The sequence below is a fragment of the Sporofaciens sp. St.21A7 genome, from assembly GCF_059728535.1.
In genome coordinates this window covers 1074593-1094061 of record NZ_BAAGFN010000001.1, presented here as the reverse complement: position 1 = coordinate 1094061, position 19469 = coordinate 1074593, and the positions used below count along the sequence as shown (strand labels likewise).

The following is a 19469-nucleotide window of genomic DNA, read 5'->3' as shown; positions in this document are numbered from 1 at the left end:
TATATATATACTATTCGTAGGAATGTTAATACCCCATACAAGCCCGCTTTCCGGGATAAAAACCCGGCATTTTCAACGGTTTTCCCGCTGATTTTGCTTGCTTTTACACCGCCAACATGGTATAATAAACATGACTTGATTTATTAAAAAATGTTAGCGAAAAGCCTTTGTTGAATGTGTTTGCGGCACTTCTTCAAAGGCTTTTTGTTGTGTCCTTTTCCTGCGGGTTACAACGGCTTGTATAGCTCTTTCCTGCTTTCCCCGCACCACAATTTCTTTCCGTCCTCCGTCCTGATTGTCACTATTCCGTCACAAAACCTGTACCCTGCTTCAATCGTCCCTTCATGCCACTTTCCTTCATGAAAAATCGCTGCGGGCTGACCGACAACATACGGAAATTTCGGTTTTTCTAATACTTCCATTTTTTCAACGTCAGACACGCCGTTTTCATCAACGCACGGGAATAAATCGTTACCCTGCCAGCAGAAGACAACGCCTGTTATAGAAAGCTCTACTTCTTCCGGCTCAAACCCCGGAAGCGTCTTTAATCTTGTACGCTTCACTGTCTTAAATCGCACATCAAATTCCCGTACTTCTCCGTCAGGCAGTACAAGCCGGGTCCTGTCGCCTATTTCAATCGGCGTTCCGTTTTTGTCTTTCAATCCTGTATACATTGCTTTCCTTCCCTTCTGCGGTCGTTATCACGCCCGCCCCAGTAAATCAGTTACCAGTTTCCAGTCTTTCAGGTATAAAGCGGAACGGAAGGACACAAAGTAGTTGACGCCAGAACGGGCGTGGTCCAAGTACAACGCCGCCACTCCACCGTTGGAAGTGCTGCCGAAGCTCGAACCCCGGAAAGGCACGGCTTCTTCAAGTTCACTGTCAGCCCATATCCCCGCTTTCTCCTGCTGCCAGTTCTGCGGCAATATCCCCAGTCTATGTACAATGTCCGGGACTTCTTTCAGGCTCCCGGCAAGCTTCAAATCCCGCATATGGCAACCGTTCCAGCCCCCGGCAATCTGCCCATCTGTCAGCACGACTTTTCCGCACTGTGCGTCAAGATACAGCGGCTTTCCGAACGGAAGCCCTTCTTCCCCCGGTTCCTCTGTCCGTGCAACTACCCACGCCGGGTCCTGCGGCTTGAAGTCCTCTGCCGCTGCGTTATTGTCCGGGATATACTCAATTACGCCTTTATGCAGGCGCAAGCCCGCCACACGCTCCCAAAAGTTCCCGCAGAGTCCGAAAACCCCTTCCGGCGTTCCGTCGTGGCTCCATGCAAGCGGTTCTGTCCCAGTCAGAACCGTGTAACCGTCGTAACAATACCCCTTTTCCTCCGGGTCGTCAGCGTTCTTCCCGTAGTCCGTGTTACCGCTGATAATATGCCCTGCTGCCGCTGCGTCTTTCATCAGGTAAACCCATTCTGCATTTGTCATTAAGTGCCAGCCGGGTCCTTTTCTCCGGCAAGCTGCCGCCGATTCATCATGCCCCATACTTTCAACGGGCTTCTGATACGGCAGGGAAACGGGTATTCCGTTAATTACGGTATTCGTATACTGTGAAATGAGAATAGCCGCCATAATCTCCCCGTTTACCTTGAACACTTCCGGCACGTCCTCTTCCTTGTAGGTTCCCGGCTCCATGTAAAACATTGTCATGTAGTTGGGAAGCCCGGCTTCATCATTCACGACAACCGCCGCTTTGAAAATGCCCTTTTCCTGTTCTGCTGTCATTTTTGACATTCTTCTTTTCCTCCTTGTATCTGGTATGATTTATTTATACAGCCGCCTTTTCCGGCTGCTGTTCTCCTTCTTCATGCACCGTCACTTTGATTGACAGGTTTTCTTTCCGAGAAAGAATCATTGCCAGCGTTTCAAAGAACCGCTGCACGTTGAAAGTTCCTTCCACCTGAACGCCTGCTGCCGCAATCCCTTCTTTCATGTGCGCCACCTCCTGCGTCATTCCTCCGGGTCCGGGTTATAGCAATCATGCGTTGACCCGACAAGCCAGCCTGACATATCAATATCAATGTCCCCGCCGTCCGCTCCGTGTGATATTTCCATATCACCGTAGAAGCCCCACGCTTCCCCGTCCGTCGTGTGTATCAGTATATAGCCCGCCTGCGGTTCCCGGCTCTCCTGCGGCTCCTGCCGCCCTGCATACCTTCCCGCACCGTACCCGGCAGCGGCGCACGTCAGGACTATTGCAGCCCTGACCGCCGCCCGTTTTGCTTTTTTCATGTTCCTTTCCTTTCTCACGCCCGCAGCCGGGGCGGGCGTGTCATGCTGTCCCGATTGCCCCGGCAGGCAGGCTTTTCACGAACTTTGCGCCCTGAATGAAAGCAAGAAATTCCCGCTTTTCGTGATTGTCCAGCATTTCCATGAAGCCCATAACCTCCGCAGCTTCCTTGCCGTCTTCCTGTGCAATCATGGTTTCTGTTCTCTTTTCCTCTGCCATCTTTCTTCCTCCTTCCCTTTTCCTCTGTCCCCTGATACAATGGAAGTACCGCTGCCGGGCGGCAATTCCATTGAAAAAGGGGGTGTATGTCATGCCGCTTCAAAGGGGCTTTATTAAAAAAGCCGTGAACGACGCTGTTAAAAAGCACGGGTCTTCCGTTCCAGAAGAAGAAATTGAAAAAATTTTAGTGTCTGCAATTTATAACATTTTCAATTCCCGTGATTTTGAACAACTCATAAAAGAAATTGTGAAATGATTTCCTGCGCCAGCCTGTGCTACACATACAGGCTGGTATCTTCAAGCAACATTCCTTCTACCTCTGCGGCAAACTTATTGAATAAGTCCCGCAGCTCTGCAACCCTGCTTTCCTGCAATCCCTCAAATTTCAGATTGACTTCTGCGTATGCGTCCGGGTCGTCTGACACTATTCTTTTTTGAAATGTCACGCCGTTGGTTATCCGCACATCTCTTTCCATTTCTGCCCGTTCCTTTCCGCACCGCCGCTGCCGCTTTTCACCTTAAAAAACCGCCTGCCCGGAAAACTTGTTGTCCGACTATACACTTTTTAGCTGGTGTAACCGCTGCCCGTTTGACAGTGCTTTATTTTTAGGGGTCTGGCTTGCCCCCGATTGAACCGGGCGGGAATCGGACCCGCCCCGCAGGTCTTCACCTGCTGCCCCGTGCGGCTCCCGGTCCTTTATGCGATTTTGATTTTCTCTGTCGTGTGATATTTGCCGTCAAATACTTCAAGTTCTGCCGGATAACTACAGCCCCGGCACTCCCCTAAATGTTCCAGCGTGTACCGTGTATTCAGGAAGAAGCCGCCCTTGTAGGGTCCGAACCGCTCTTTGTATTCCTCTGCAAGCTCTTTCAGCTTTTCTTCCGCTTCATAGTCCGTGAAGTGTTCGCAGGTCTGCTTTAAGTGTTCCGCAATCCCCTTCATTTCCTGAATAAGCTCTTCCCGGCTTTTCAGTGCAAATCTTTCTTTGCAGATAACCTTCACAAACTCCGCTTTGTTTAAGTTTGTAGCCATGTACATAGGTTCAATGATATTGTCATAGTCTGATACGCTTACTTCATATCCTGCAAGTGCTTCAAATTCAATTTTCATCATAGGGCTTTACCTCCGATTTATTTATAATGCTTTTTGCTATTTTCTAGCGGTTCCCGCTGTCTATGTTGATATATTATAACAGTCCCCGCTATTTGTCAATAGTTTTTTTAATATTTCTATTGACTTTTTTAGCGGGTACTGCTATTCTTAATTTACACCGTTAGAAAGGGGGTGAAAAAATACCATGACAATCAATGGACGCTTACGGCATTTTCGTAAAGAAGTTTTGAAGATGAACCAGACGGACTTTGCCAGCGCAATCGGCATGAAACAAACCGGTCTAAGTTATATTGAGAAAGACGGCGCAACCATAAAAGAACAAGTTTTCAAATCTATCTGTATGGCGTTTAATCTCAATGAAGACTGGCTTCGGAACGGTACAGAACCCATGTACATACAAGCACCGACTTTCAGCCTTGACGACTTTGTACGGCAACGGGGCGGGACTGAATTAGAAGTTGACATTATGAAAGCGTACTTTGAACTTGAACCCGATATACGGGCAATGCTGGTTCAGCACTTCAAAGAACGCTTGACCGCTTCCCGTGCTGAATCTGCGGAACTTCCAGAAATGACCGTTGAAGAAGCGGAAGCGGCATATATAAAAAGTCGCTCCAAGATTGCACAAAAAGCGGGCAACTCTGCTTTGAGTACCACCGCAGACACGGAACCCGGAAGCGCAAACGGCAATAGCCTTGTTTCAAACCAATGAAAAGCCCGGTGGGGCTGCGTAAGCTCTACCGGGCTTTTTCTCAAAATTTATGATGATTATGGAGGTTTTTACAATGAAAAAAATATCTTTTGTTCTTTCGTTCCTTATATGCCTTTTGCTTTGTTCCTGCGGCTCTTCCACTCCTAAATCTGCGGAGCTTACTGAAAAATATGATTTTTATAAATCCAGTATTTCCGGCTTGAAAACTGCTACTGGCGTAACCGCAGAAGAAGCCGACGAACTTTTTATTGTTCTTGCTTCTGAATGTGGTGTTGACAGCTTTTTCACTGTCACCAAAAACACTTCGGGCGGCTTTTATAATGTCAATTACGGTCTGAATACTTTAGAAGTCTACCTTGACGAAAACACTATTTCAGAAGTCTATAACAAAAAAGATAAAATATATCCTGAAACTGTTCTTCACAATTTTTTAATGGATTCTGAACTTACTGTAAAAGACGTTATGAACGGTTCCGGCGATACTGTCATTGGTGAATATGCGTTCATTCGTATAACGAATGATAATCTTGAAAAAATTACCCCTGATATGCTGAAAGAATTTGCTGACAATGTAGTTGCCGATTCTGGTTATAATTGGGTTTCTATTATGGGTTATTCTGATACGGGTATCTGCTTTTCCGGCTCTGACATTTCATCTGCCTTTTATGGTGAACTCGACAAGGACGGCAGTATACTTGACGCATACGGTCTTTGGGTTCGTGACGATAACGGAAATTATAGCTACACTGAAACTGAATGAAGAAAGGGAAGCGGCGGCAATACTGGGAATATTGCCGCCGCAATGCAAAGTATATCATACCAGATACAACATACCGTCTGCAATTCTGATTATATCATCTGCGGGCGGGAAATTAAAGGAAATGCAGGTGATTTTCTATGAAAAATAAGGAATTGCCGCCGCTTGTCCGTGTCGCCCTTTATATCCGGGTATCAGGGGAAGAACAAAAAATAAAGGGACTGTCCCTTGAAGCCCAGCAAGAACGCCTTGAAGCATACGCACGGGAAAAAGGCTGGATTGTGACCGGGGTATATATCGACGCTGCGAAAACCGCAAGAAAGAATATGCACAAGCGGGCAGAATTTCAAAAAATGATAGAATCCGTGAAGCGTGATGAAGTTGACTTGCTTCTGTTCTGCCGCCTTGACCGCTGGTTTCGGTCCGTCGCTGATTATTACAAGGTCATGGAAATACTACAGGCGCACGGCTGCGACTGGAAGACAATAGATGAAGAATACGACACGACAAGCGCAAACGGGCGTTTATATATCAATGTCAAGCTGTCAATCGCCCAGAATGAAGCCGATATTTGCGGGGAAAGGATAGACGTTGTATTTGACAGCAAGATTGCCCACGGAACCGTCGTTTCCGGCTCCTGCCCGTTCGGGTACAGGGTCAATGAAGAAAAGCGGCTGGAAGTCGTGCCGGAAGAAGCCGGGATTGTGCAAGACGCTTTCAATCACTTTGAAAGCACCGTCAGCCAGCGGGGAACCGTGAAGCATATCCGGGAAACTTACGGCGTGAATTGGTGTGACGCAACTTTCCGGCGTATGCTGTCAGAACCGCTTTACACTGGAATCTATGACCGGGGCGGCAGGAAGAATGAAAACTTCTGCCCGGCAATCATCAGCCGGGAACAATTCGACAAGGTTCAATCCCTCCTGAAAAGAAATTCCCGTTCCGCTCCGTCCGGCAAGGTTTATATTTTTACTTCAATCGTGAAGTGCGCTGAATGTAGCCACAACCTTGTCGGCTATAAAACACGGGAATATTATTATTACAGGTGTAACCAGCACTTTCAGCGGGGCAGGTGTAGCCACAATAAATCCGTCCGGGAAGATATGATTGAAAAATGGCTTTTTGACAACATGGAATCCGAACTGCGCCGGGTCCGGCTGGAATGGGAAATAAAAGCGGCAGAAAAGAAAAAAGCTGCCCTGCGGACAGATAAAGCCGCCCTGAAAAGAAAGCTGACAAAACTAAAAGAATTATATGTGAATGAGCTGATTGACATTGAAGAATACAAAAAGGACTATGAAATATATACGGCGGCACTCCGGCAGCTCCCGGAACCCGCAGCAGAAGCCCCGCCCGACTTTGAAGCCGTGGAAAAGCTGCTGCAATCTGATTTTAAGAATATTTATGAATCGCTGACCCGTGAAGAAAAGCGTACACTGTGGCGGTCTGTTATCTCTGAAATACGCATTGACAGTGAAAATAATATCACGGGTATTTCTTTCGGGTAGTGTTGTACTAACTTGACACTACCCGTCGGTTCGTCCGCTAAAATAATGCTTGGTTTGGAAGCCAATGCACGTGCAATTGCTACCCGTTGCTGCTGCCCTCCGGAAAGATTTCCCGGCAGGCTATCCAGTTTGCTTTTTAACCCCAGTAAATTCACAACATGCATAATAAACTCCCTGTCGGTTTGTCGTCCATCCAGCGAAATTGGGAATACAATATTTTCCCATACTGTCAAAACAGGAATGAGATTGTAGTTCTGAAATATAAATCCGATCTGCTTCCGACGGAAAATCGTTGCTTGTTCCCCTTTTAATTCTGCCAGCTCCGTATTGCCGATTTTAATACTTCCCTCCGTAGGTGTATCTAATCCTCCCAGCATATTGAGCAGAGTGGATTTCCCACTTCCGGAAGTACCGATAATTGCAGTAAATGTTCCATGTTCAATTTCTAAATCAATTCCATCTAATGCTTTTACCATTGTGTCGCCTTTACCATAATATTTTTTCAGCCCCCTGGCCTTTAAAATGCTCTTCATAAAAATCTCCTCCTTCTCGTCCAACACTTTTACTCTGTTACCCGAAGTTTTTCTACAATACTGCCTTTATTAAACAAATATAATGCTATGGAAGGTATGACCGCCGATGCCACAAACAATATTCCACAGCTAACGAGCGCCGGAATCCATGTAAAATGGAAAGTAAAATACCAGATTCCACTCACCAATTCACGCACTACCGTGAATCCCAGCAATACCGATACCGTCAGGCCGAAAACACCTGCACCGGCTGCATAATAAATCCCTTCATAAGTTATCATGCGGACAAGCTGACGGTCTGTCATACCAATACTCTGCATCGTAGCAAACTCATGTCTTCGGGCGATAATCGTGGTAATGATTGTATTGATCAAATTGAGTATGCCAATGATTCCAAATATAACGCCTGTCAATCCTCCTACAAAGGAAATCATGGTACGATTCTCTTCCGCGCCTCTTCTTGCACTGTCATCCGACATATAATCAATGGAAGGGTTGTAGCCCAGCAAATTAAAGTTCCTATCTCCCGCACAAAAACGTCAAATTATAATCTCAGTTTTTAAACACTGTCTATAAAAGTGTGCTGCAGGAGGCGGCACGTTTTCCTCTTGACCATCCCATGTCATTCCGATATAGTTTTTATGGAACGAAAAAAAGAGAAAGAACAGCCCCTTCCGCAGTTCGTTCTTTCTCTCACATACCAGTGTGCCTGCCATATACGGGATCGTATCCCACTCGTGAGGCTCCGGCAACACCGACATATACTATGATAAGAGAAAACTCCCTGTTTTGCAAGCTGGTTCGTATAAAAAGTTCATCAAAGATCCTGTTCGATTCCTTTATGGCTGGATTCCGTTCGGAACTACAGACCTGTCCCTGCTGTGGGGTAAAGGGATCCTGCCGCATCCATGCCTACTATGACCGCTCCCTGGTGGACTTCATTGGCGGCACCCAGGTCCGCCACAGCCTCTGCATCATGCGCCTCATCTGTACCTGTGGCCATACCCATGCCATCCTCCCGGACTTCATCATTCCCTACTCCGGCTATGGCCTGTTCTTCCTTCTACGTGTCCTGGCGGAGTATTTCCTGCGCCTTTCCACTGTGGAAAGGCTATGCGAACGCTTCTGCATCACCCTTTCCCAGCTGCGCCGGTGGCTGCAGCTCTTTCGGGTGCAGAAGGAAGATTGGCTCGGCGTGCTTTCCTCCATGGAGGTTTCCGGCCTTTCCTTCCTGAAGTCCCTGCTCACGCAGCCGGCTTATTCGGATTTCGCCTCCGCCTTTGTCCGCCGTTTTACAAAGTCTTTCCTCCAGTCCCATAAAAACCCGGCACTTTACTGCCAGCAGGTGTTCGGCCCCTGACCCTTTTTCCGTCGGCCACACGCCACGGGTATGGCTTCCCTCCCTTCTCTCCTGCATAATGGTGGAAAACCACCTAAGGAGGACATTTTTATGGACAACAATCCCAAAAACCTTTCGGACGCAGCCGCCATGGCACAGTTCCGCCTCGCTCTCATAGCGCCGGTCATCCATGGCCTTTATCCGGATGCGTCCAGGAACGCTTACTACCAGCGTATCACCGAAAAACCGCTCACTCTGCCTGACGGCTCGGTATTCCAGTACAGCCCAAAGACCCTCAGCAAATGGGTGTCCCTCTACCAGAACGGCGGCATCGACGCCCTCTTGCCGCAGGAGCGTTCCGATAAGGGCTCCACCCGGGTTCTCCCAGACACGGCCATTGAGGAGATCTACCGCCTCAAGGAGGCCTTCCCACGGCTGAACTCTACACAGATCCACCGGCACCTCGTTGAAGAAGCCTTCATCCCTGCCACAGTCAGCGTCTGCGCCGTCCAGCGCTTCGTCAAGAAACATGACCTGAAATCGGCACGCAACCCCGGCATGCGGGACAGGAAGGCATTTGAAGAAGACGCCTTTGGGAAGATGTGGCAGGCCGATACCTGTTACCTGCCTTATATCACGGAGCACGGCCAGCGCAGGAGAGTCTACTGCATCATGATTATTGATGACCATTCCCGTTTTCTGGTGGGCGGCGGCCTCTTCTATAACGATAATGCCTATAACTTCCAGAAGGTGTTGAAGGACGCTGTGGCAGCCCATGGAATCCCGGCAAAGCTCTATGTCGATAATGGCTGCAGTTACTCGAATGAGCAGCTTTCCCTCATCTGCGGCTCCATCGGCACCGTACTTTTACACACAAAAATTCGTGATGGTGCTTCCAAAGCCAAAATAGAACGCCAGTTCAGAACGCTCAAGGAGACTTGGCTCTATACGCTGGATCTGGATTCCATCACCACGCTGGCACAGTTCAACAGGCTGCTTAAGGACTATATGCGCACCTACAATACATCTGTCCATTCCGGCATCGGCACAACGCCCATGGACCGCTACCAGCAGACACGCTCCTCCATCCGGAACCCTAAGTCCAGGGAGTGGCTGGAGGAATGTTTCCTGAACCGCATCACCAGGAAGGTGAACAAGGACTCTACCGTCTCCATCGACAAGGTGTCCTATGACGTTCCCATGCAGTTCATTTCTTCAAAAGTGGATATCCGCTTCCTGCCAGACGACATGTCCAGTGCCTTCATCCTTTATGAGGGGGAACATTATCCCATCCGGCCTACGGATAAAAACGAGAACTGCAGGACGAAACGCAATAACACGCCGTCCATCGATTATTCAAGGATCGGGGGTGAGAGCTGATGTTCCGTTCCTACTATGGGCTTTCCTTCAATCCCTTTGACAAACAGAACGCAAGAGAAAAGGACCGGTTCCTCTCAAAGGACATCTCGGAAATGACGTCCCGGCTGGACTACCTCAAGGACACAAGGGGAATCGGGCTGTTCACCGCACGCCCCGGCATGGGCAAGTCCTTCGCACTGCGCTGCTTCGCAAAGTGCCTCAACCCCAACCTCTACCATATGGAGTACATCTGCCTCTCCACGGTCAGCGTCATGGAGTTCTACCGCCAGCTCTGCTCTGTTCTGGGGCTAGAGCCAAGGGGCGGCAAGCCTGGGATGTTCCGCGCCGTACAGGAGCAGATACTCTACCTCTACAAGGACAAGAAGCAGCCCCTCCTCCTGGCAGTCGATGAGGCACAATACCTCTCCACCGGCATCCTGGAGGATATCAAGATGCTCATGAACTACGGGTATGACTCCCTGAACTGCTTCACGCTCATCCTCTGTGGGGAGCCCCACCTGAACAGCACCCTGAAAAAGCCCGTCCATGAGGCCCTGCGCCAGCGCATCACCGTACACTACAACTTTTCCGGTCTCTCAGACTCGGAAGTGGCGCAGTATATCCTCCACAAGATCGCCTGTGCCGGAGGCGCAGCCTCCATCATCGACCAGGCAGCGCTTTCTGCCGTCCACAGTCACTCCCAGGGGAGCCCCCGCCTGGTGGACAACCTGATGACCGACGCGCTGACTCTGGGGGCACAGATGGACAAGAAAGTGATCGATACGGATGTCATCCTGGCTTCTGTCAGCAGCCAGAATCTCGGATAGGAGGAATGGAACATGAATTATACCTGTATCCTGAAAAGCGGTTCCCGCAAGGAGACCTGGACGGGGCAGATCATCCTGCTGAGCACGGGGAACGGATGGTATGAAGCTGAGATCAATGGGCGGGGGACTTACTTCCACATCCTCGCCGGACGGCATAAATATGGGAACTACCTGTGCATCCCTAACCATGATGTAGGGTGCGAGCTCTCCGATTTCTCCGATATCTTTTGGAATGAAGAAAGGATCGGCTCCCTGATGCGGAAGGTGGATGCGGTGACTGTCGCCACCGGCCTGGTTCATCTTCCTGTTCTGGCCGACAGGCAGGGGAAAAACTAAATTTTTCATATGGGCCATGTGTCTCATGAGGGATCCATGGCCTTTTGCATTTCAGGCGCAAAACAATACCGACAACAACGTGCAGCATTTTTGACAGGATTGTGCATTTGCAGACAGCACTGCGCAGTCAATAGGATAAATGTCGGAAAAATAATTTGCTGTTTGCGTTTCCATCAATTTGCCGTCCGACAGAAGGGTCTTCAGTACCTATATATTTTTCAAGAAAACTTACCATATCCGCTTGTTTATCCTCTTTCACATTAAAAGAATATTTATATACGACAGGTTCGTCATAGAGCTTCGTGTAAATTTCATACGGAAAGAAAAGAGACACACTGTCACCACCTACTTCTATAGACCCTTCTTGTGGCATAATCCCCTGCCATACGCTGTAAAGTCCATGCAACAGAATTACGTTGTGTCGAGGGGATTGTGCTTAAATATTTATTGATTACATCGGGCTGTTTACTTCCATCTGGCTTGCCCCAACCGTTTGTAGTGATAAAATCCTGTTTCACCACCTCTGCCAGTTCTGCTTTTACTTCATCTGATACGGACACAATTTTTTTCCAGCTTCCATTTGTTCCTTTGATGCATCTGTCGGCTTCTTCTTTTGAATGCCACGGCACACCATTTTCGTCATAATATAAATTGCTGTGCTTATACTTCACCCCTCCACTGACATTCACACCCGCCTGCTTGGAAACGCCAGCGTTATTTCTATTCTTCTGTGAAAACAGCTTGTTCATCAGGGAATACCCCGAAAGCCATTTCATATTGTTACTATTGATATTCATATCCTCGCCTCCTCTTATATCTTCAAATCCAAATTTGCACCAACCTGCGGCTGATCTTTCACAGTAGTTTTGCCTGCATCCTCTTCCTGGGCAGCTTCGATAATCGTCCGGATATCTGTGTCATTCAGATAAATTGTCCCGTCTTTGGATTCAGACATTTTTTCATTTATGAGCTGCTCTGCTTTGTTATAGGCTGATCCATCCTCTGCCTTTTCTGCTTTCCTTTCTTCTAATGCTTCCTCTAATTTTTCCTTCTTTTCCGCTGCCTTTTCTTTTGCCCTTTCAAGCAGTTTCTCAGAATTTTTCTTCCGTTCTTCCCGGAGCTTGTCACTCATATTCAGCATAAAGTCATTTCTGTAATGTCCAACAGAATGGTATTTCCCATTTTCGTCTATGTAGCTATGCTTGTATACAACAGTCCAGCCGCTGGCTTTATTGATGCTGTCTATCAGATTCATTGCCGATTCAACGCCTCTGATCAGCTCCTTCGTTTCCTTTGCCTGCTCCGGATCATTCTGCATTTTTTCCAGAAGTTTAGGATTAATGGTCAGGGTTTTACCGCTTTTTGCTGATGAGCAGCCGTTTCCAACCATAAAATCTACGCTTGGGACAAGTTTGGCCAGTTCATCCGCATACTCTGCTGTACTTCTGGATTTACTGCCCTCTGCTGTCTCCTGTGTTTTCCCGGTTTCCTTCTTTTTCGTACTGCCTGCCATGCCCTGTGCCGCATAGCTGCTGTAATTGTTTGTAATCTCCATTGCCATAACTTTGTCCTCCTTGATAAAATTTATTGAAATCCGTTTCGTTTTCATGCTGTGCCTATAATAGTTTAAGCAGTTCCATATACCAGTTATCCATGATGCTTTCATAGGGTATCTGCACTACCCTGTCTCCTGAACCACTTTCATAAATACAGGATTCCGCTGCACCGGCCAAACCAGGCAGTTTATAAAACCCTCCAAAAACAATCCATATCTCCCCGTCTGCATTGTTTTCAATTAGAAACTTCTCAAAAGCCTCCCTTTCTACATAAACATACTTGTCATCATATGAAATCATCCTGCTTAACTCTTCGGTGTCGTATGAAACAACTGCATTTTCCCCATCATATTTACCGACCAGAATGTCCCTGCTTTCATTGCTCCGTGCGTAGGAATGTGTATGTACCGCCAGCATCAGTGCCGCAATCACCAGAACGGCTGCGGCTGCCATGCCCGCGCACTGGTGTTAGTATATAAGTGTGGACAGGAAAAGTTGAACAATCTATACTATCAAGTGAAAGAGCAAAGGAGATGTTCAACATGGCGAAGAACCAAAAATCTTACACTCCGGAATTTAAACAGCAGATTGTGGATCTGTATAATGCCGGAGGAACCTCGTATCCAAAACTGGAACGTGAATATGGCGTAAATCGGAGTACACTCAGCAACTGGGTAAAACAGCTTTCTCCTATCAATGTGTCCGAGGAGGAAACCGTTACCCTCAAAGAGTATAAGGCTCTCCAGAAAGAGATCCAGCGCCTTAGAATTGAAAATGAAATCTTAAAAAAAGCGACCGCCATATTCGCAAAAGAACAATAGCTGAGATTGTTTCTTTTATTCAGCAAAACTTAGCCCATTATACGGTATCCCAGCTTTGCAGCGCCTTGAAATTCCCAAGGAGTACCTATTACAAAGCTCTGGTTTGTGTACCCTCAAACCGGCAGAAGGAATATAAGGAATTCAGCCAGAAGGTAAAAGACGCTTATGAAGATTCAAAGCAGCGGTATGGGGCAGTTAAAATATGCCGTACGCTCAATGGCAGCGGGACTCCCTGCAGCATAAAACGGGTTCAGCGGCATATGGCAGAGCAAGGGCTTCGCTCTGTTGTAGTAAAGAAATACAACCATCATGCCAATCACGGAACCGTTCCCGATAATAAAGAGAATATTCTGAAGCGTGATTTCGAGACGGAAACCATCAACCAGAAATGGTGTACCGATATTACCTATATCCATGTACAAAAAGAAGGATGGACCTATCTGGCTTCAGTCATGGACTTGTGCAGTCGTAAGATTATCGGATATGCGTATGGAACATCCATGACAGCAGAACTGGCGATAGAAGCTGTTAAGAACGCCTGTCTGAATGTCAGGGAGACAAAGGGGATTATTCTCCACAGTGACTTAGGAAGCCAATATACGAGTCAATCGTTTGAGAGGATCCTGAAGAGCAGGGAGATACTGCATTCATTTAGCCGGAAGGGAAACCCTTATGATAATGCCTGTATCGAATCGTTCCATTCTGTACTGAAAAAAGAAGAAATCTACCTTCATAATTATCAGGATTCGAAAGAGGCCCGAAGGGCAATCTTTGAATACATAGAGGGCTGGTATAACCGTAAGCGGATACACAGTGCTATTGGTTATATGACACCTCAGCAAAAGGAGGATGAGGAATTAAAAAAAGCAGCATAAGCTTTCAACTTTTTTTGTCCAAAGTATTGACATAGGTCCACACATCCTTTTACGGTATGGACGGAAACCGGCAATCTCACCCATCCGTCTTTTCATGTCTGCAAATTCCTTTTCCCCCGCATAGGTGACGGCGGGCGGCGTACCCTCCGATTTTGAACTCAGCAGTTTCAGGGTTTTCAGCAGTACCATGCCATATTCATGCGCCGTCCTCCCGCTGCCCTGTATGCACACCCTGTCACAGATGTCCTCCATATCCGCCCGGAACTGTTTCTGGCAGACCGTCAGGAACGGGTTCACCCACAAAAGGCACCGCAGGACGTCCCATGCAAGCCCGAACCATAAATGCCCCAACCGGATATGCGTCCGCTCATGCTGAATGACAGACCTTAATTCCTCCCCGCTGTAGCTCTCCAGCATTACCTTTGGGATGACAATCTTCGGTGCAAACAGCCCCACGGTAAACGGCGTCACATTCATGTCCGTAACGCTGACTACGATATTATCCAAGGAAACCCTCTCCATCCCGGCAACCGACTTCCGGAAGCGCAGCCGCTTTCCGAATATACAGACAGCAGCTATAAGGATGCCCGCCATATAAATGCGGTCTGCCCACAGGCAGGTCATGGTTCCATGCGTTATCCGGCCTGTTATTACCACTACTGCCTTATTCTCATAAAACAGCTTCAGCTTTCCAAGGAACGGGATGAGCAGGAAGGATGACCATAACAGCCCCCTTATGAATGTCCGTCTTGAGAAAAGCATCTTTCGGAGCAGCATCACCAGTCCGAGCAGCAAAAAGGAAAAAGCCGCACACCGCACAAGCTGGGTAGTGTAATATGCCGCGCAGAAATCCAGCAGACTGCCAATCCGTGACCAGTCAGGCATGGGGTTCACCCTCTTTATCCGTGGATTCTGTACCCCGCTCCCTGCTTTTCTCCAAAATCTCCTCCAGCTCTTTGATCTGTTCATCCGTCAGGTCAAAACTCTGCAAAAGTGCCGCCATCGCATTTGTCCCGCTGCCGTAAAAATAGCTGTCCACAAACTTCCTGCTTTTCTCCTTCACGCATTCCTCTCTTGACCTCTGCACATAATAGTGGTAAACCCTCGAATCATGCTCATCCACCGTGTAGCCGAGGATGTCCTTCTGGTTCAGGCGGTTCATCAGCACCCGCACCATCCTCATCGACATATCCACATTTCCCTGCATCCTCTTGTAGACCTCGGAGGATGTCAAAGGCTCCCCGCACGCCCACAGGACTTCCATGATCTGCCATTCGCTCGGTGTAATCTCTTCCTTTGCCATACCGCTTCCTTCCTTTCGTTTTATTTCGTCACTTTATATATCGGTCAATTATCGTTAATTATTAAGAGACGTTGACGCTTTTCGCAATATGGGTATGGGCAGAGGATAGATTATGGGCAGCCACTTCCCCACTTTCCAAGTGATTTCCGTTATCAGGCCGCCCGGCCTGCCTACGGAAACGGCAGACCGCCGCATATAATGGTAAGCATATCGGCGATCACTACCTGGTTACTTTGTTCTCAATTTGGCTTCTACCAACTCCTTATGATAAAAATAATTGATATGTTTTATTGAATTTGTAGCACAATATCCTTCAATCTCAACAGCAAGATTATTCCAGAACCCCATGTTCCCTTTTACATATATTTCATCATATAATTCCACTAATTGTGGGCAGGCACTTTTTATGTAGCTAAGGATATCCTGTTTATAGCTCCCCCGAAGGTTCAGATTTTCAAACCAGTATTCATCCACATATCTTTGTGTCTTTACTATTATTTCCTTATAATCCGTTATGCCCGGAAAAATAGGAGACATAAACAAAACAGTGTATATGCCATTTTGATGCAATGTTTCCAGTGTTTCCAGCCGTTTCATGATGCTGCTGGCATGATCCATATCATTTTTAAACTGCTCATCCAATGTATTGACTGATACCGAGACTTTCAAATTATTACACTGCTTCAATAAATCAATATCCCTCAAAATCAGATGGGATTTTGTTGAAATATTCAGTTCGCAATTTATGGAAATTAGCTGCTCCAGTATCTTCCGTGTATTACGGTACTTTTCCTCAAATGGATTGTAGCAGTCCGTCACAGATGACAGGAAAACAGACTTCCCCTGCAGTTTCTTTTTGCTTATCGGCTTGTCGCACCGCTTAATGTCAATAAAACTCCCCCATGCCTCACTATGATTCGTAAACCGCTTCATAAAACAGGCATAACAGTACCTGCACCCATGAGGGCAGCCTACATAAGGGTTTATCACATAATCGCTTGCCGGAAGATTTGATTTTGTAACCAGATCTTTTACTACTACTTCTTTTTCTACCATGTTCATAAGATAGTCCCTCCGTGGAACATACAGGCATATACCTTTTTCTGCCTGCAATATATCCGTTCCTCTCCTGAAAAACATTCAAAATCACCCTGCACCTGGCACTGGTACATATAATCGCCTTTCTGATAGAATTCCGGCCCTCGGAACGGCATGGAAACCGACACATGGGAAAGCGCTTCTTTCAAAAATATAATATCAAAATTCTCATTCAGGCTCTCCCCGTAATAATTCATAGCCCACACTGCATGATTCCTTATCCAGACACGTTCCCCGCCTATGAATTTCTGCCCGCCAAGGTAAGTATCCATATACAGGTAATCACCATCTTCATAACGGAAATCGTGGGAACCAGGCTGTGACGGTATGATTTCATTTTCACCTGTGATATATGTGTTATTTTTTGCCCTGACCAAAAAAATCCTGATATCCTGCATAGGATATTTCTGTTTACAAAAAAGACTTATTGTACAGATATCATTTTCCTTCACAAGCCTGTCTATGGAGACTTTAAAAATCTCACTAAGCTGTATAAGGTTCTGAATATCCGGAAAAGACTGTCCATTCTCCCATTTTGTTATAGACTGTCTTGATATATCCAGCCTGTTAGCAAGTTCTTCCTGTGACAGTTTCATATTTGTTCTTAGTAATTGCAATTTTTCTTTAAATTCCATTCTGACATCCTCCAAGCATTCATTATACTTTAGCGTTTTTCCATAATCAATCCACCTATACGTTCCAATCCGGCAACTGTTGGTTGCTTTCCAAAAATCAATTGTTCACTCTCTCTAAATTGAAAGGGGCGGCTACCTCACAAGGCGGCACAAACGCAAACCGCCGTGTAAGCATATTACCTCTTATTTCCCCGCTTTCCAACTAATTTCCCTTATCAGGCCGCCCGGCCTGCCTTCTGAAAAGGCAGACCGCCGCATATGGCGGATGATGGCCATAATGCGGCGTTTTGTCTTTTGTAGTATTATCCTAAAGATTTCAGGCTTCTTCGGTATTCCGCCATTTCGTCCTCGCTTACCGTATCCATGATGTGCTGCAGCTCGCTGACCACAAAATCCCGCTCCTTCGGCAGATAGGCGGTGACCGGGTAAAAGTTTGAGTTGGAATTGGCGTACAGGTGCGTCCGTATCTGCAAATTTTTGATGAACACCTGCAGTTCCTCCAGGCGTTCCTTCTCCCCGGCAGGGGCAAACTGCCCCTCCTGCTCCATGCGGTACAGCTCCGTGTCCGGAAACAGCGTGAGCGAATCCACCGAGATAAAATAAGGGTTTAACTGGCTGAACAGCTTTGCGCTGTTCACCGCATTCCAATATCCCCTGCCCTTTCCCGCAAGCCCGGTCATGTAGACAAAATAATATTCAATCCCCGCCTCGTCCAGTTTCCAGCACTGCTCTAAGATATCAGCCGCCGTATATCCCTTCCCCGCCAGTTCAAGCGTTCTATCTTCCCCGCTCTCCGTTCCGATGCTCAATCCGTTTATCCCCATCGCCCGGAGCTTCTTAAGCTGCCACACTTCCTTGTTCCTGATATCCCTGATGCTTGCGAACATGGCCATCGTCTGGCATTTTATGAGGTAATCCCTTACCGTGAGCGCCCGCAGCTTCAAATTCTCATAGCTCATGGCGAAAGGGTTCGCCCCCGTCCAGAAGATGCGCCTTGCATAAGGCTGATAGCTTTTGATCTCCGCCAAATCTTCCTCGAATTCCTCCATCGGTGACATACGGAAACACTCGTCTTTATAAAGGCTGCAAAAACGGCATTTTTTATAAGTACATCCAGAGGTTGCCTGTATGATGATGGAATTCGCCTCATAGGGCGGCCTCCACGTCCTTCCCGTAAAATGCAATTCAGATCACCTCCCCTACAGATGATGGACGCTCTCACGGTATCGCCGCAGTTCGTCCTCGCCTACATTCATTATCACATCATCAAGGAGAGCCAGCAGTTTCTTCTTATCCCTTGGTAGCACCCCATGAAGCTGGAATGCGTTAGATGCGCCAAGCGCCGCAAATTCTGTGGGGATTTCCAGTCCCTCCACCAATGCCCGGACTTCCCTGTACTTTTCCGTCTCGCTTTCCTCTTTCCAGTTCTCTTTCCGGATTTCCCCATACAGTTTTGAATCCGGGTAGATGGTCAGCATATTGGCACCGACTAGGGCCGGATGGAGTTTGTTGCATACAGCAGCGGTGGCCTTTGCCCCATCCTCCCCTCGCCCTTCGCCGGATATGCCCGTCAGATAGAAAAAGCTGTAACGGATGCCCGCCTTATCCAGCCGCCCGCACTGCTCCAGTATGTCAGCCGCAAGGTATCCTTTATCCATGAACCGCAACGCCTCGTCATCCGCCGTCTCAATTCCGATTGTCAGCCCGTCATAGCCTGCCCCGCGCAGAGCCGCCAGTTCCTCATCCGTTTTCAGCGTGACATCCGTCACCCTGGCAAAGCTGCCGATGGTCTCCATCCTCGGAAAATATCTGTGTACCAGTCCCGCAATCTCCATCAGCCTGTCATATTTTAGTACGAACGGGTTCGCCCCTGTCAGGAAAGTCCGGGACACCTTTCTTCCCATAAATCGGCGGTACATCTTCTGTGCCTCTTTTAGGTCTGCCTCTATATCTTCCATCGGTGACATCCTGAACTGGAAGGGCAGGTCTGCGTAGAGCGTACAGAATTTGCATCTGTGGTGCGTACAGCCTACGGTAACTTCCAGGAGCAGGGAAGACGCCTCATAAGGCGGCCTCCATATGGTTCCTGTGTAGTGCATCATTTATTCCTCCTCGTGTCTTTCCTCTTTTGCACTAAATTACCTCTAAAACTCCATGAAATCAAGTACTGTCTTTTTTTGTCGGTAGTCCACTTTTTCGTACTATCTATCAAAAATAATCGTATCTTGATTTTTCCTCACTG

Annotated in this window: 28 protein-coding genes and 1 tRNA gene; 10 read left to right on the top strand and 19 right to left on the bottom strand. The window is 47.5% G+C overall.

Annotation, left to right across the window (positions count from 1 at the left end; translation table 11 throughout):
* Positions 1–227: 227 nt before the first annotated feature.
* From AC6I3O_RS05460 to AC6I3O_RS05440, 5 genes are read right to left on the bottom strand one after another with little or no spacing between them, the layout of a single operon-like run.
* A complete protein-coding gene (locus tag AC6I3O_RS05460; protein WP_497850026.1) occupies positions 228–674 on the bottom strand; it encodes a hypothetical protein in 447 nt (148 codons plus the stop codon).
* Positions 675–701: 27 nt separating this feature from the next.
* Positions 702–1739, bottom strand: a complete 1038-nt coding sequence (locus tag AC6I3O_RS05455; RefSeq protein ID WP_497850025.1) for a hypothetical protein — start codon at positions 1737–1739, stop codon at positions 702–704.
* 34 nt (positions 1740–1773) lie between these two features.
* Positions 1774–1938 carry a hypothetical protein gene (locus tag AC6I3O_RS05450; protein WP_243259810.1) on the bottom strand — a complete coding sequence of 55 codons (165 nt, stop codon included), beginning with the start codon at positions 1936–1938 and terminating at the stop codon, positions 1774–1776.
* A gap of 17 nt (positions 1939–1955) precedes the next feature.
* Positions 1956–2237: a hypothetical protein gene (locus tag AC6I3O_RS05445; RefSeq protein WP_497850024.1), complete on the bottom strand. Its 282-nt coding sequence runs from the start codon at positions 2235–2237 to the stop codon at positions 1956–1958.
* A 40-nt stretch (positions 2238–2277) separates the two neighbouring features.
* Positions 2278–2454 (bottom strand): hypothetical protein, encoded by a 177-nt coding sequence (locus AC6I3O_RS05440; RefSeq protein ID WP_004069576.1) that lies wholly within the window; start codon positions 2452–2454, stop codon positions 2278–2280.
* 91 nt (positions 2455–2545) lie between these two features.
* On the opposite strand from AC6I3O_RS05440, the gene AC6I3O_RS05435 reads away from it, so the two are divergent.
* Positions 2546–2710, top strand: coding sequence for a hypothetical protein (locus tag AC6I3O_RS05435; protein ID WP_497850023.1), 165 nt, complete (start codon positions 2546–2548; stop codon positions 2708–2710).
* A gap of 19 nt (positions 2711–2729) precedes the next feature.
* Here the strand turns inward: AC6I3O_RS05435 and AC6I3O_RS05430 are convergent, their stop codons facing one another.
* The 3 genes from AC6I3O_RS05430 to AC6I3O_RS05420 form a co-directional block, all read right to left on the bottom strand.
* A complete protein-coding gene (locus AC6I3O_RS05430) occupies positions 2730–2930 on the bottom strand; it encodes a hypothetical protein (protein ID WP_160227362.1) in 201 nt (66 codons plus the stop codon).
* A gap of 154 nt (positions 2931–3084) precedes the next feature.
* A tRNA-OTHER gene (locus AC6I3O_RS05425) sits at positions 3085–3150 on the bottom strand.
* Position 3151: 1 nt separating this feature from the next.
* Positions 3152–3568: a hypothetical protein gene (locus tag AC6I3O_RS05420; protein WP_497850022.1), complete on the bottom strand. Its 417-nt coding sequence runs from the start codon at positions 3566–3568 to the stop codon at positions 3152–3154.
* 184 nt (positions 3569–3752) lie between these two features.
* Here AC6I3O_RS05420 and AC6I3O_RS05415 point away from each other — a divergent pair, with 184 nt between their 5' ends.
* The 3 genes from AC6I3O_RS05415 (at position 3753) to AC6I3O_RS05405 (ending at position 6545) form a co-directional block, all read left to right on the top strand.
* Positions 3753–4280, top strand: a complete 528-nt coding sequence (locus tag AC6I3O_RS05415) for a helix-turn-helix domain-containing protein (protein ID WP_497850021.1) — start codon at positions 3753–3755, stop codon at positions 4278–4280.
* Between the two features lie 73 nt (positions 4281–4353).
* On the top strand, positions 4354–5040 hold the full coding sequence (locus tag AC6I3O_RS05410) for a hypothetical protein (protein ID WP_497850020.1): 687 nt from the start codon (positions 4354–4356) through the stop codon (positions 5038–5040).
* Between the two features lie 137 nt (positions 5041–5177).
* The gene (locus tag AC6I3O_RS05405) at positions 5178–6545 is read left to right on the top strand and encodes a recombinase family protein (RefSeq protein WP_497850019.1); all 1368 of its coding nucleotides are present in this window, start codon (positions 5178–5180) and stop codon (positions 6543–6545) included.
* Here the strand turns inward: AC6I3O_RS05405 and AC6I3O_RS05400 are convergent.
* On the bottom strand, positions 6440–7078 hold the full coding sequence (locus tag AC6I3O_RS05400; RefSeq protein ID WP_497850018.1) for an ABC transporter ATP-binding protein: 639 nt from the start codon (positions 7076–7078) through the stop codon (positions 6440–6442). The genes AC6I3O_RS05405 and AC6I3O_RS05400 overlap by 106 nt on opposite strands.
* Positions 7079–7107: 29 nt before the next feature.
* Positions 7108–7587 (bottom strand): FtsX-like permease family protein, encoded by a 480-nt coding sequence (locus AC6I3O_RS05395; RefSeq protein WP_497850017.1) that lies wholly within the window; start codon positions 7585–7587, stop codon positions 7108–7110.
* A gap of 257 nt (positions 7588–7844) precedes the next feature.
* On the opposite strand from AC6I3O_RS05395, the gene AC6I3O_RS05390 reads away from it, so the two are divergent.
* From AC6I3O_RS05390 to AC6I3O_RS05375, 4 genes are all read left to right on the top strand, one after another.
* Entirely contained in the window at positions 7845–8438 is a 594-nt protein-coding gene (locus AC6I3O_RS05390) for a DUF6431 domain-containing protein (protein WP_497850016.1), read from the top strand.
* 90 nt (positions 8439–8528) lie between these two features.
* A complete protein-coding gene (locus AC6I3O_RS05385; RefSeq protein ID WP_497850015.1) occupies positions 8529–9797 on the top strand; it encodes a DDE-type integrase/transposase/recombinase in 1269 nt (422 codons plus the stop codon).
* On the top strand, positions 9797–10603 hold the full coding sequence (locus tag AC6I3O_RS05380) for an ExeA family protein (RefSeq protein WP_016222687.1): 807 nt from the start codon (positions 9797–9799) through the stop codon (positions 10601–10603). The genes AC6I3O_RS05385 and AC6I3O_RS05380 overlap by 1 nt, the downstream gene beginning before the upstream one ends.
* Positions 10604–10615: 12 nt before the next feature.
* Positions 10616–10939: a DUF6618 family protein gene (locus AC6I3O_RS05375; protein WP_302134599.1), complete on the top strand. Its 324-nt coding sequence runs from the start codon at positions 10616–10618 to the stop codon at positions 10937–10939.
* Between the two features lie 338 nt (positions 10940–11277).
* Here AC6I3O_RS05375 and AC6I3O_RS05370 read toward each other — a convergent pair whose 3' ends face one another.
* The 3 genes from AC6I3O_RS05370 to AC6I3O_RS05360 are packed head-to-tail and all read right to left on the bottom strand — an operon-like array spanning position 11278 to position 12948.
* Positions 11278–11736 (bottom strand): DUF3879 family protein, encoded by a 459-nt coding sequence (locus AC6I3O_RS05370; protein WP_497850014.1) that lies wholly within the window; start codon positions 11734–11736, stop codon positions 11278–11280.
* A gap of 14 nt (positions 11737–11750) precedes the next feature.
* Positions 11751–12500, bottom strand: coding sequence for a DUF6033 family protein (locus tag AC6I3O_RS05365; RefSeq protein WP_497850013.1), 750 nt, complete (start codon positions 12498–12500; stop codon positions 11751–11753).
* A 55-nt stretch (positions 12501–12555) separates the two neighbouring features.
* Positions 12556–12948, bottom strand: coding sequence for a hypothetical protein (locus AC6I3O_RS05360; protein WP_497850012.1), 393 nt, complete (start codon positions 12946–12948; stop codon positions 12556–12558).
* Positions 12949–13037: 89 nt separating this feature from the next.
* Here AC6I3O_RS05360 and AC6I3O_RS05355 point away from each other — a divergent pair, with 89 nt between their 5' ends.
* Positions 13038–13316, top strand: coding sequence for a transposase (locus AC6I3O_RS05355; RefSeq protein WP_304523298.1), 279 nt, complete (start codon positions 13038–13040; stop codon positions 13314–13316).
* On the top strand, positions 13298–14191 hold the full coding sequence (locus tag AC6I3O_RS05350) for an IS3 family transposase (RefSeq protein ID WP_497853425.1): 894 nt from the start codon (positions 13298–13300) through the stop codon (positions 14189–14191). Before AC6I3O_RS05355 ends, AC6I3O_RS05350 begins: the two co-directional genes overlap by 19 nt.
* On the opposite strand, the gene AC6I3O_RS05345 is transcribed toward AC6I3O_RS05350, so the two are convergent.
* The 6 genes from AC6I3O_RS05345 to AC6I3O_RS05320 form a co-directional block, all read right to left on the bottom strand.
* Positions 14174–15076: a M56 family metallopeptidase gene (locus AC6I3O_RS05345; RefSeq protein WP_497850011.1), complete on the bottom strand. Its 903-nt coding sequence runs from the start codon at positions 15074–15076 to the stop codon at positions 14174–14176. The two genes, AC6I3O_RS05350 and AC6I3O_RS05345, sit on opposite strands and share 18 nt — an antisense overlap.
* Complete coding sequence (locus AC6I3O_RS05340) at positions 15069–15494, bottom strand: BlaI/MecI/CopY family transcriptional regulator (RefSeq protein ID WP_300816292.1); 426 nt, start codon at positions 15492–15494, stop codon at positions 15069–15071. The genes AC6I3O_RS05345 and AC6I3O_RS05340 overlap by 8 nt, the downstream gene beginning before the upstream one ends.
* A gap of 228 nt (positions 15495–15722) precedes the next feature.
* Entirely contained in the window at positions 15723–16556 is an 834-nt protein-coding gene (locus tag AC6I3O_RS05335) for a radical SAM protein (protein WP_497850010.1), read from the bottom strand.
* Positions 16553–17227 carry a DUF5680 domain-containing protein gene (locus AC6I3O_RS05330; RefSeq protein WP_497850009.1) on the bottom strand — a complete coding sequence of 225 codons (675 nt, stop codon included), beginning with the start codon at positions 17225–17227 and terminating at the stop codon, positions 16553–16555. The genes AC6I3O_RS05335 and AC6I3O_RS05330 overlap by 4 nt, the downstream gene beginning before the upstream one ends.
* 302 nt (positions 17228–17529) lie before the next feature.
* Complete coding sequence (locus tag AC6I3O_RS05325) at positions 17530–18411, bottom strand: radical SAM protein (protein ID WP_497850008.1); 882 nt, start codon at positions 18409–18411, stop codon at positions 17530–17532.
* A gap of 15 nt (positions 18412–18426) precedes the next feature.
* A complete protein-coding gene (locus AC6I3O_RS05320; RefSeq protein WP_497853424.1) occupies positions 18427–19326 on the bottom strand; it encodes a radical SAM protein in 900 nt (299 codons plus the stop codon).
* Positions 19327–19469 lie beyond the last annotated feature (143 nt).

Excerpts from the sequence above, each read along its gene's own strand:
- AC6I3O_RS05460 (WP_497850026.1), bottom strand. The coding sequence starts at position 674 with ATGTATACAGGATTGAAAGACAAAAACGGAACGCCGATTGAAATAGGC.
- AC6I3O_RS05455 (WP_497850025.1), bottom strand. The coding sequence starts at position 1,739 with ATGTCAAAAATGACAGCAGAACAGGAAAAGGGCATTTTCAAAGCGGCG.
- AC6I3O_RS05450 (WP_243259810.1), bottom strand. The coding sequence starts at position 1,938 with ATGAAAGAAGGGATTGCGGCAGCAGGCGTTCAGGTGGAAGGAACTTTC.
- AC6I3O_RS05445 (WP_497850024.1), bottom strand. The coding sequence starts at position 2,237 with ATGAAAAAAGCAAAACGGGCGGCGGTCAGGGCTGCAATAGTCCTGACG.
- AC6I3O_RS05440 (WP_004069576.1), bottom strand. The coding sequence starts at position 2,454 with ATGGCAGAGGAAAAGAGAACAGAAACCATGATTGCACAGGAAGACGGC.
- AC6I3O_RS05435 (WP_497850023.1), top strand. The coding sequence starts at position 2,546 with ATGCCGCTTCAAAGGGGCTTTATTAAAAAAGCCGTGAACGACGCTGTT.
- AC6I3O_RS05430 (WP_160227362.1), bottom strand. The coding sequence starts at position 2,930 with ATGGAAAGAGATGTGCGGATAACCAACGGCGTGACATTTCAAAAAAGA.
- AC6I3O_RS05420 (WP_497850022.1), bottom strand. The coding sequence starts at position 3,568 with ATGATGAAAATTGAATTTGAAGCACTTGCAGGATATGAAGTAAGCGTA.
- AC6I3O_RS05415 (WP_497850021.1), top strand. The coding sequence starts at position 3,753 with ATGACAATCAATGGACGCTTACGGCATTTTCGTAAAGAAGTTTTGAAG.
- AC6I3O_RS05410 (WP_497850020.1), top strand. The coding sequence starts at position 4,354 with ATGAAAAAAATATCTTTTGTTCTTTCGTTCCTTATATGCCTTTTGCTT.
- AC6I3O_RS05405 (WP_497850019.1), top strand. The coding sequence starts at position 5,178 with ATGAAAAATAAGGAATTGCCGCCGCTTGTCCGTGTCGCCCTTTATATC.
- AC6I3O_RS05400 (WP_497850018.1), bottom strand. The coding sequence starts at position 7,078 with ATGAAGAGCATTTTAAAGGCCAGGGGGCTGAAAAAATATTATGGTAAA.
- AC6I3O_RS05390 (WP_497850016.1), top strand. The coding sequence starts at position 7,845 with ATGATAAGAGAAAACTCCCTGTTTTGCAAGCTGGTTCGTATAAAAAGT.
- AC6I3O_RS05385 (WP_497850015.1), top strand. The coding sequence starts at position 8,529 with ATGGACAACAATCCCAAAAACCTTTCGGACGCAGCCGCCATGGCACAG.
- AC6I3O_RS05380 (WP_016222687.1), top strand. The coding sequence starts at position 9,797 with ATGTTCCGTTCCTACTATGGGCTTTCCTTCAATCCCTTTGACAAACAG.
- AC6I3O_RS05375 (WP_302134599.1), top strand. The coding sequence starts at position 10,616 with ATGAATTATACCTGTATCCTGAAAAGCGGTTCCCGCAAGGAGACCTGG.
- AC6I3O_RS05370 (WP_497850014.1), bottom strand. The coding sequence starts at position 11,736 with ATGAATATCAATAGTAACAATATGAAATGGCTTTCGGGGTATTCCCTG.
- AC6I3O_RS05365 (WP_497850013.1), bottom strand. The coding sequence starts at position 12,500 with ATGGCAATGGAGATTACAAACAATTACAGCAGCTATGCGGCACAGGGC.
- AC6I3O_RS05360 (WP_497850012.1), bottom strand. The coding sequence starts at position 12,948 with ATGGCAGCCGCAGCCGTTCTGGTGATTGCGGCACTGATGCTGGCGGTA.
- AC6I3O_RS05355 (WP_304523298.1), top strand. The coding sequence starts at position 13,038 with ATGGCGAAGAACCAAAAATCTTACACTCCGGAATTTAAACAGCAGATT.
- AC6I3O_RS05345 (WP_497850011.1), bottom strand. The coding sequence starts at position 15,076 with ATGCCTGACTGGTCACGGATTGGCAGTCTGCTGGATTTCTGCGCGGCA.
- AC6I3O_RS05340 (WP_300816292.1), bottom strand. The coding sequence starts at position 15,494 with ATGGCAAAGGAAGAGATTACACCGAGCGAATGGCAGATCATGGAAGTC.
- AC6I3O_RS05335 (WP_497850010.1), bottom strand. The coding sequence starts at position 16,556 with ATGAACATGGTAGAAAAAGAAGTAGTAGTAAAAGATCTGGTTACAAAA.
- AC6I3O_RS05330 (WP_497850009.1), bottom strand. The coding sequence starts at position 17,227 with ATGGAATTTAAAGAAAAATTGCAATTACTAAGAACAAATATGAAACTG.
- AC6I3O_RS05320 (WP_497853424.1), bottom strand. The coding sequence starts at position 19,326 with ATGCACTACACAGGAACCATATGGAGGCCGCCTTATGAGGCGTCTTCC.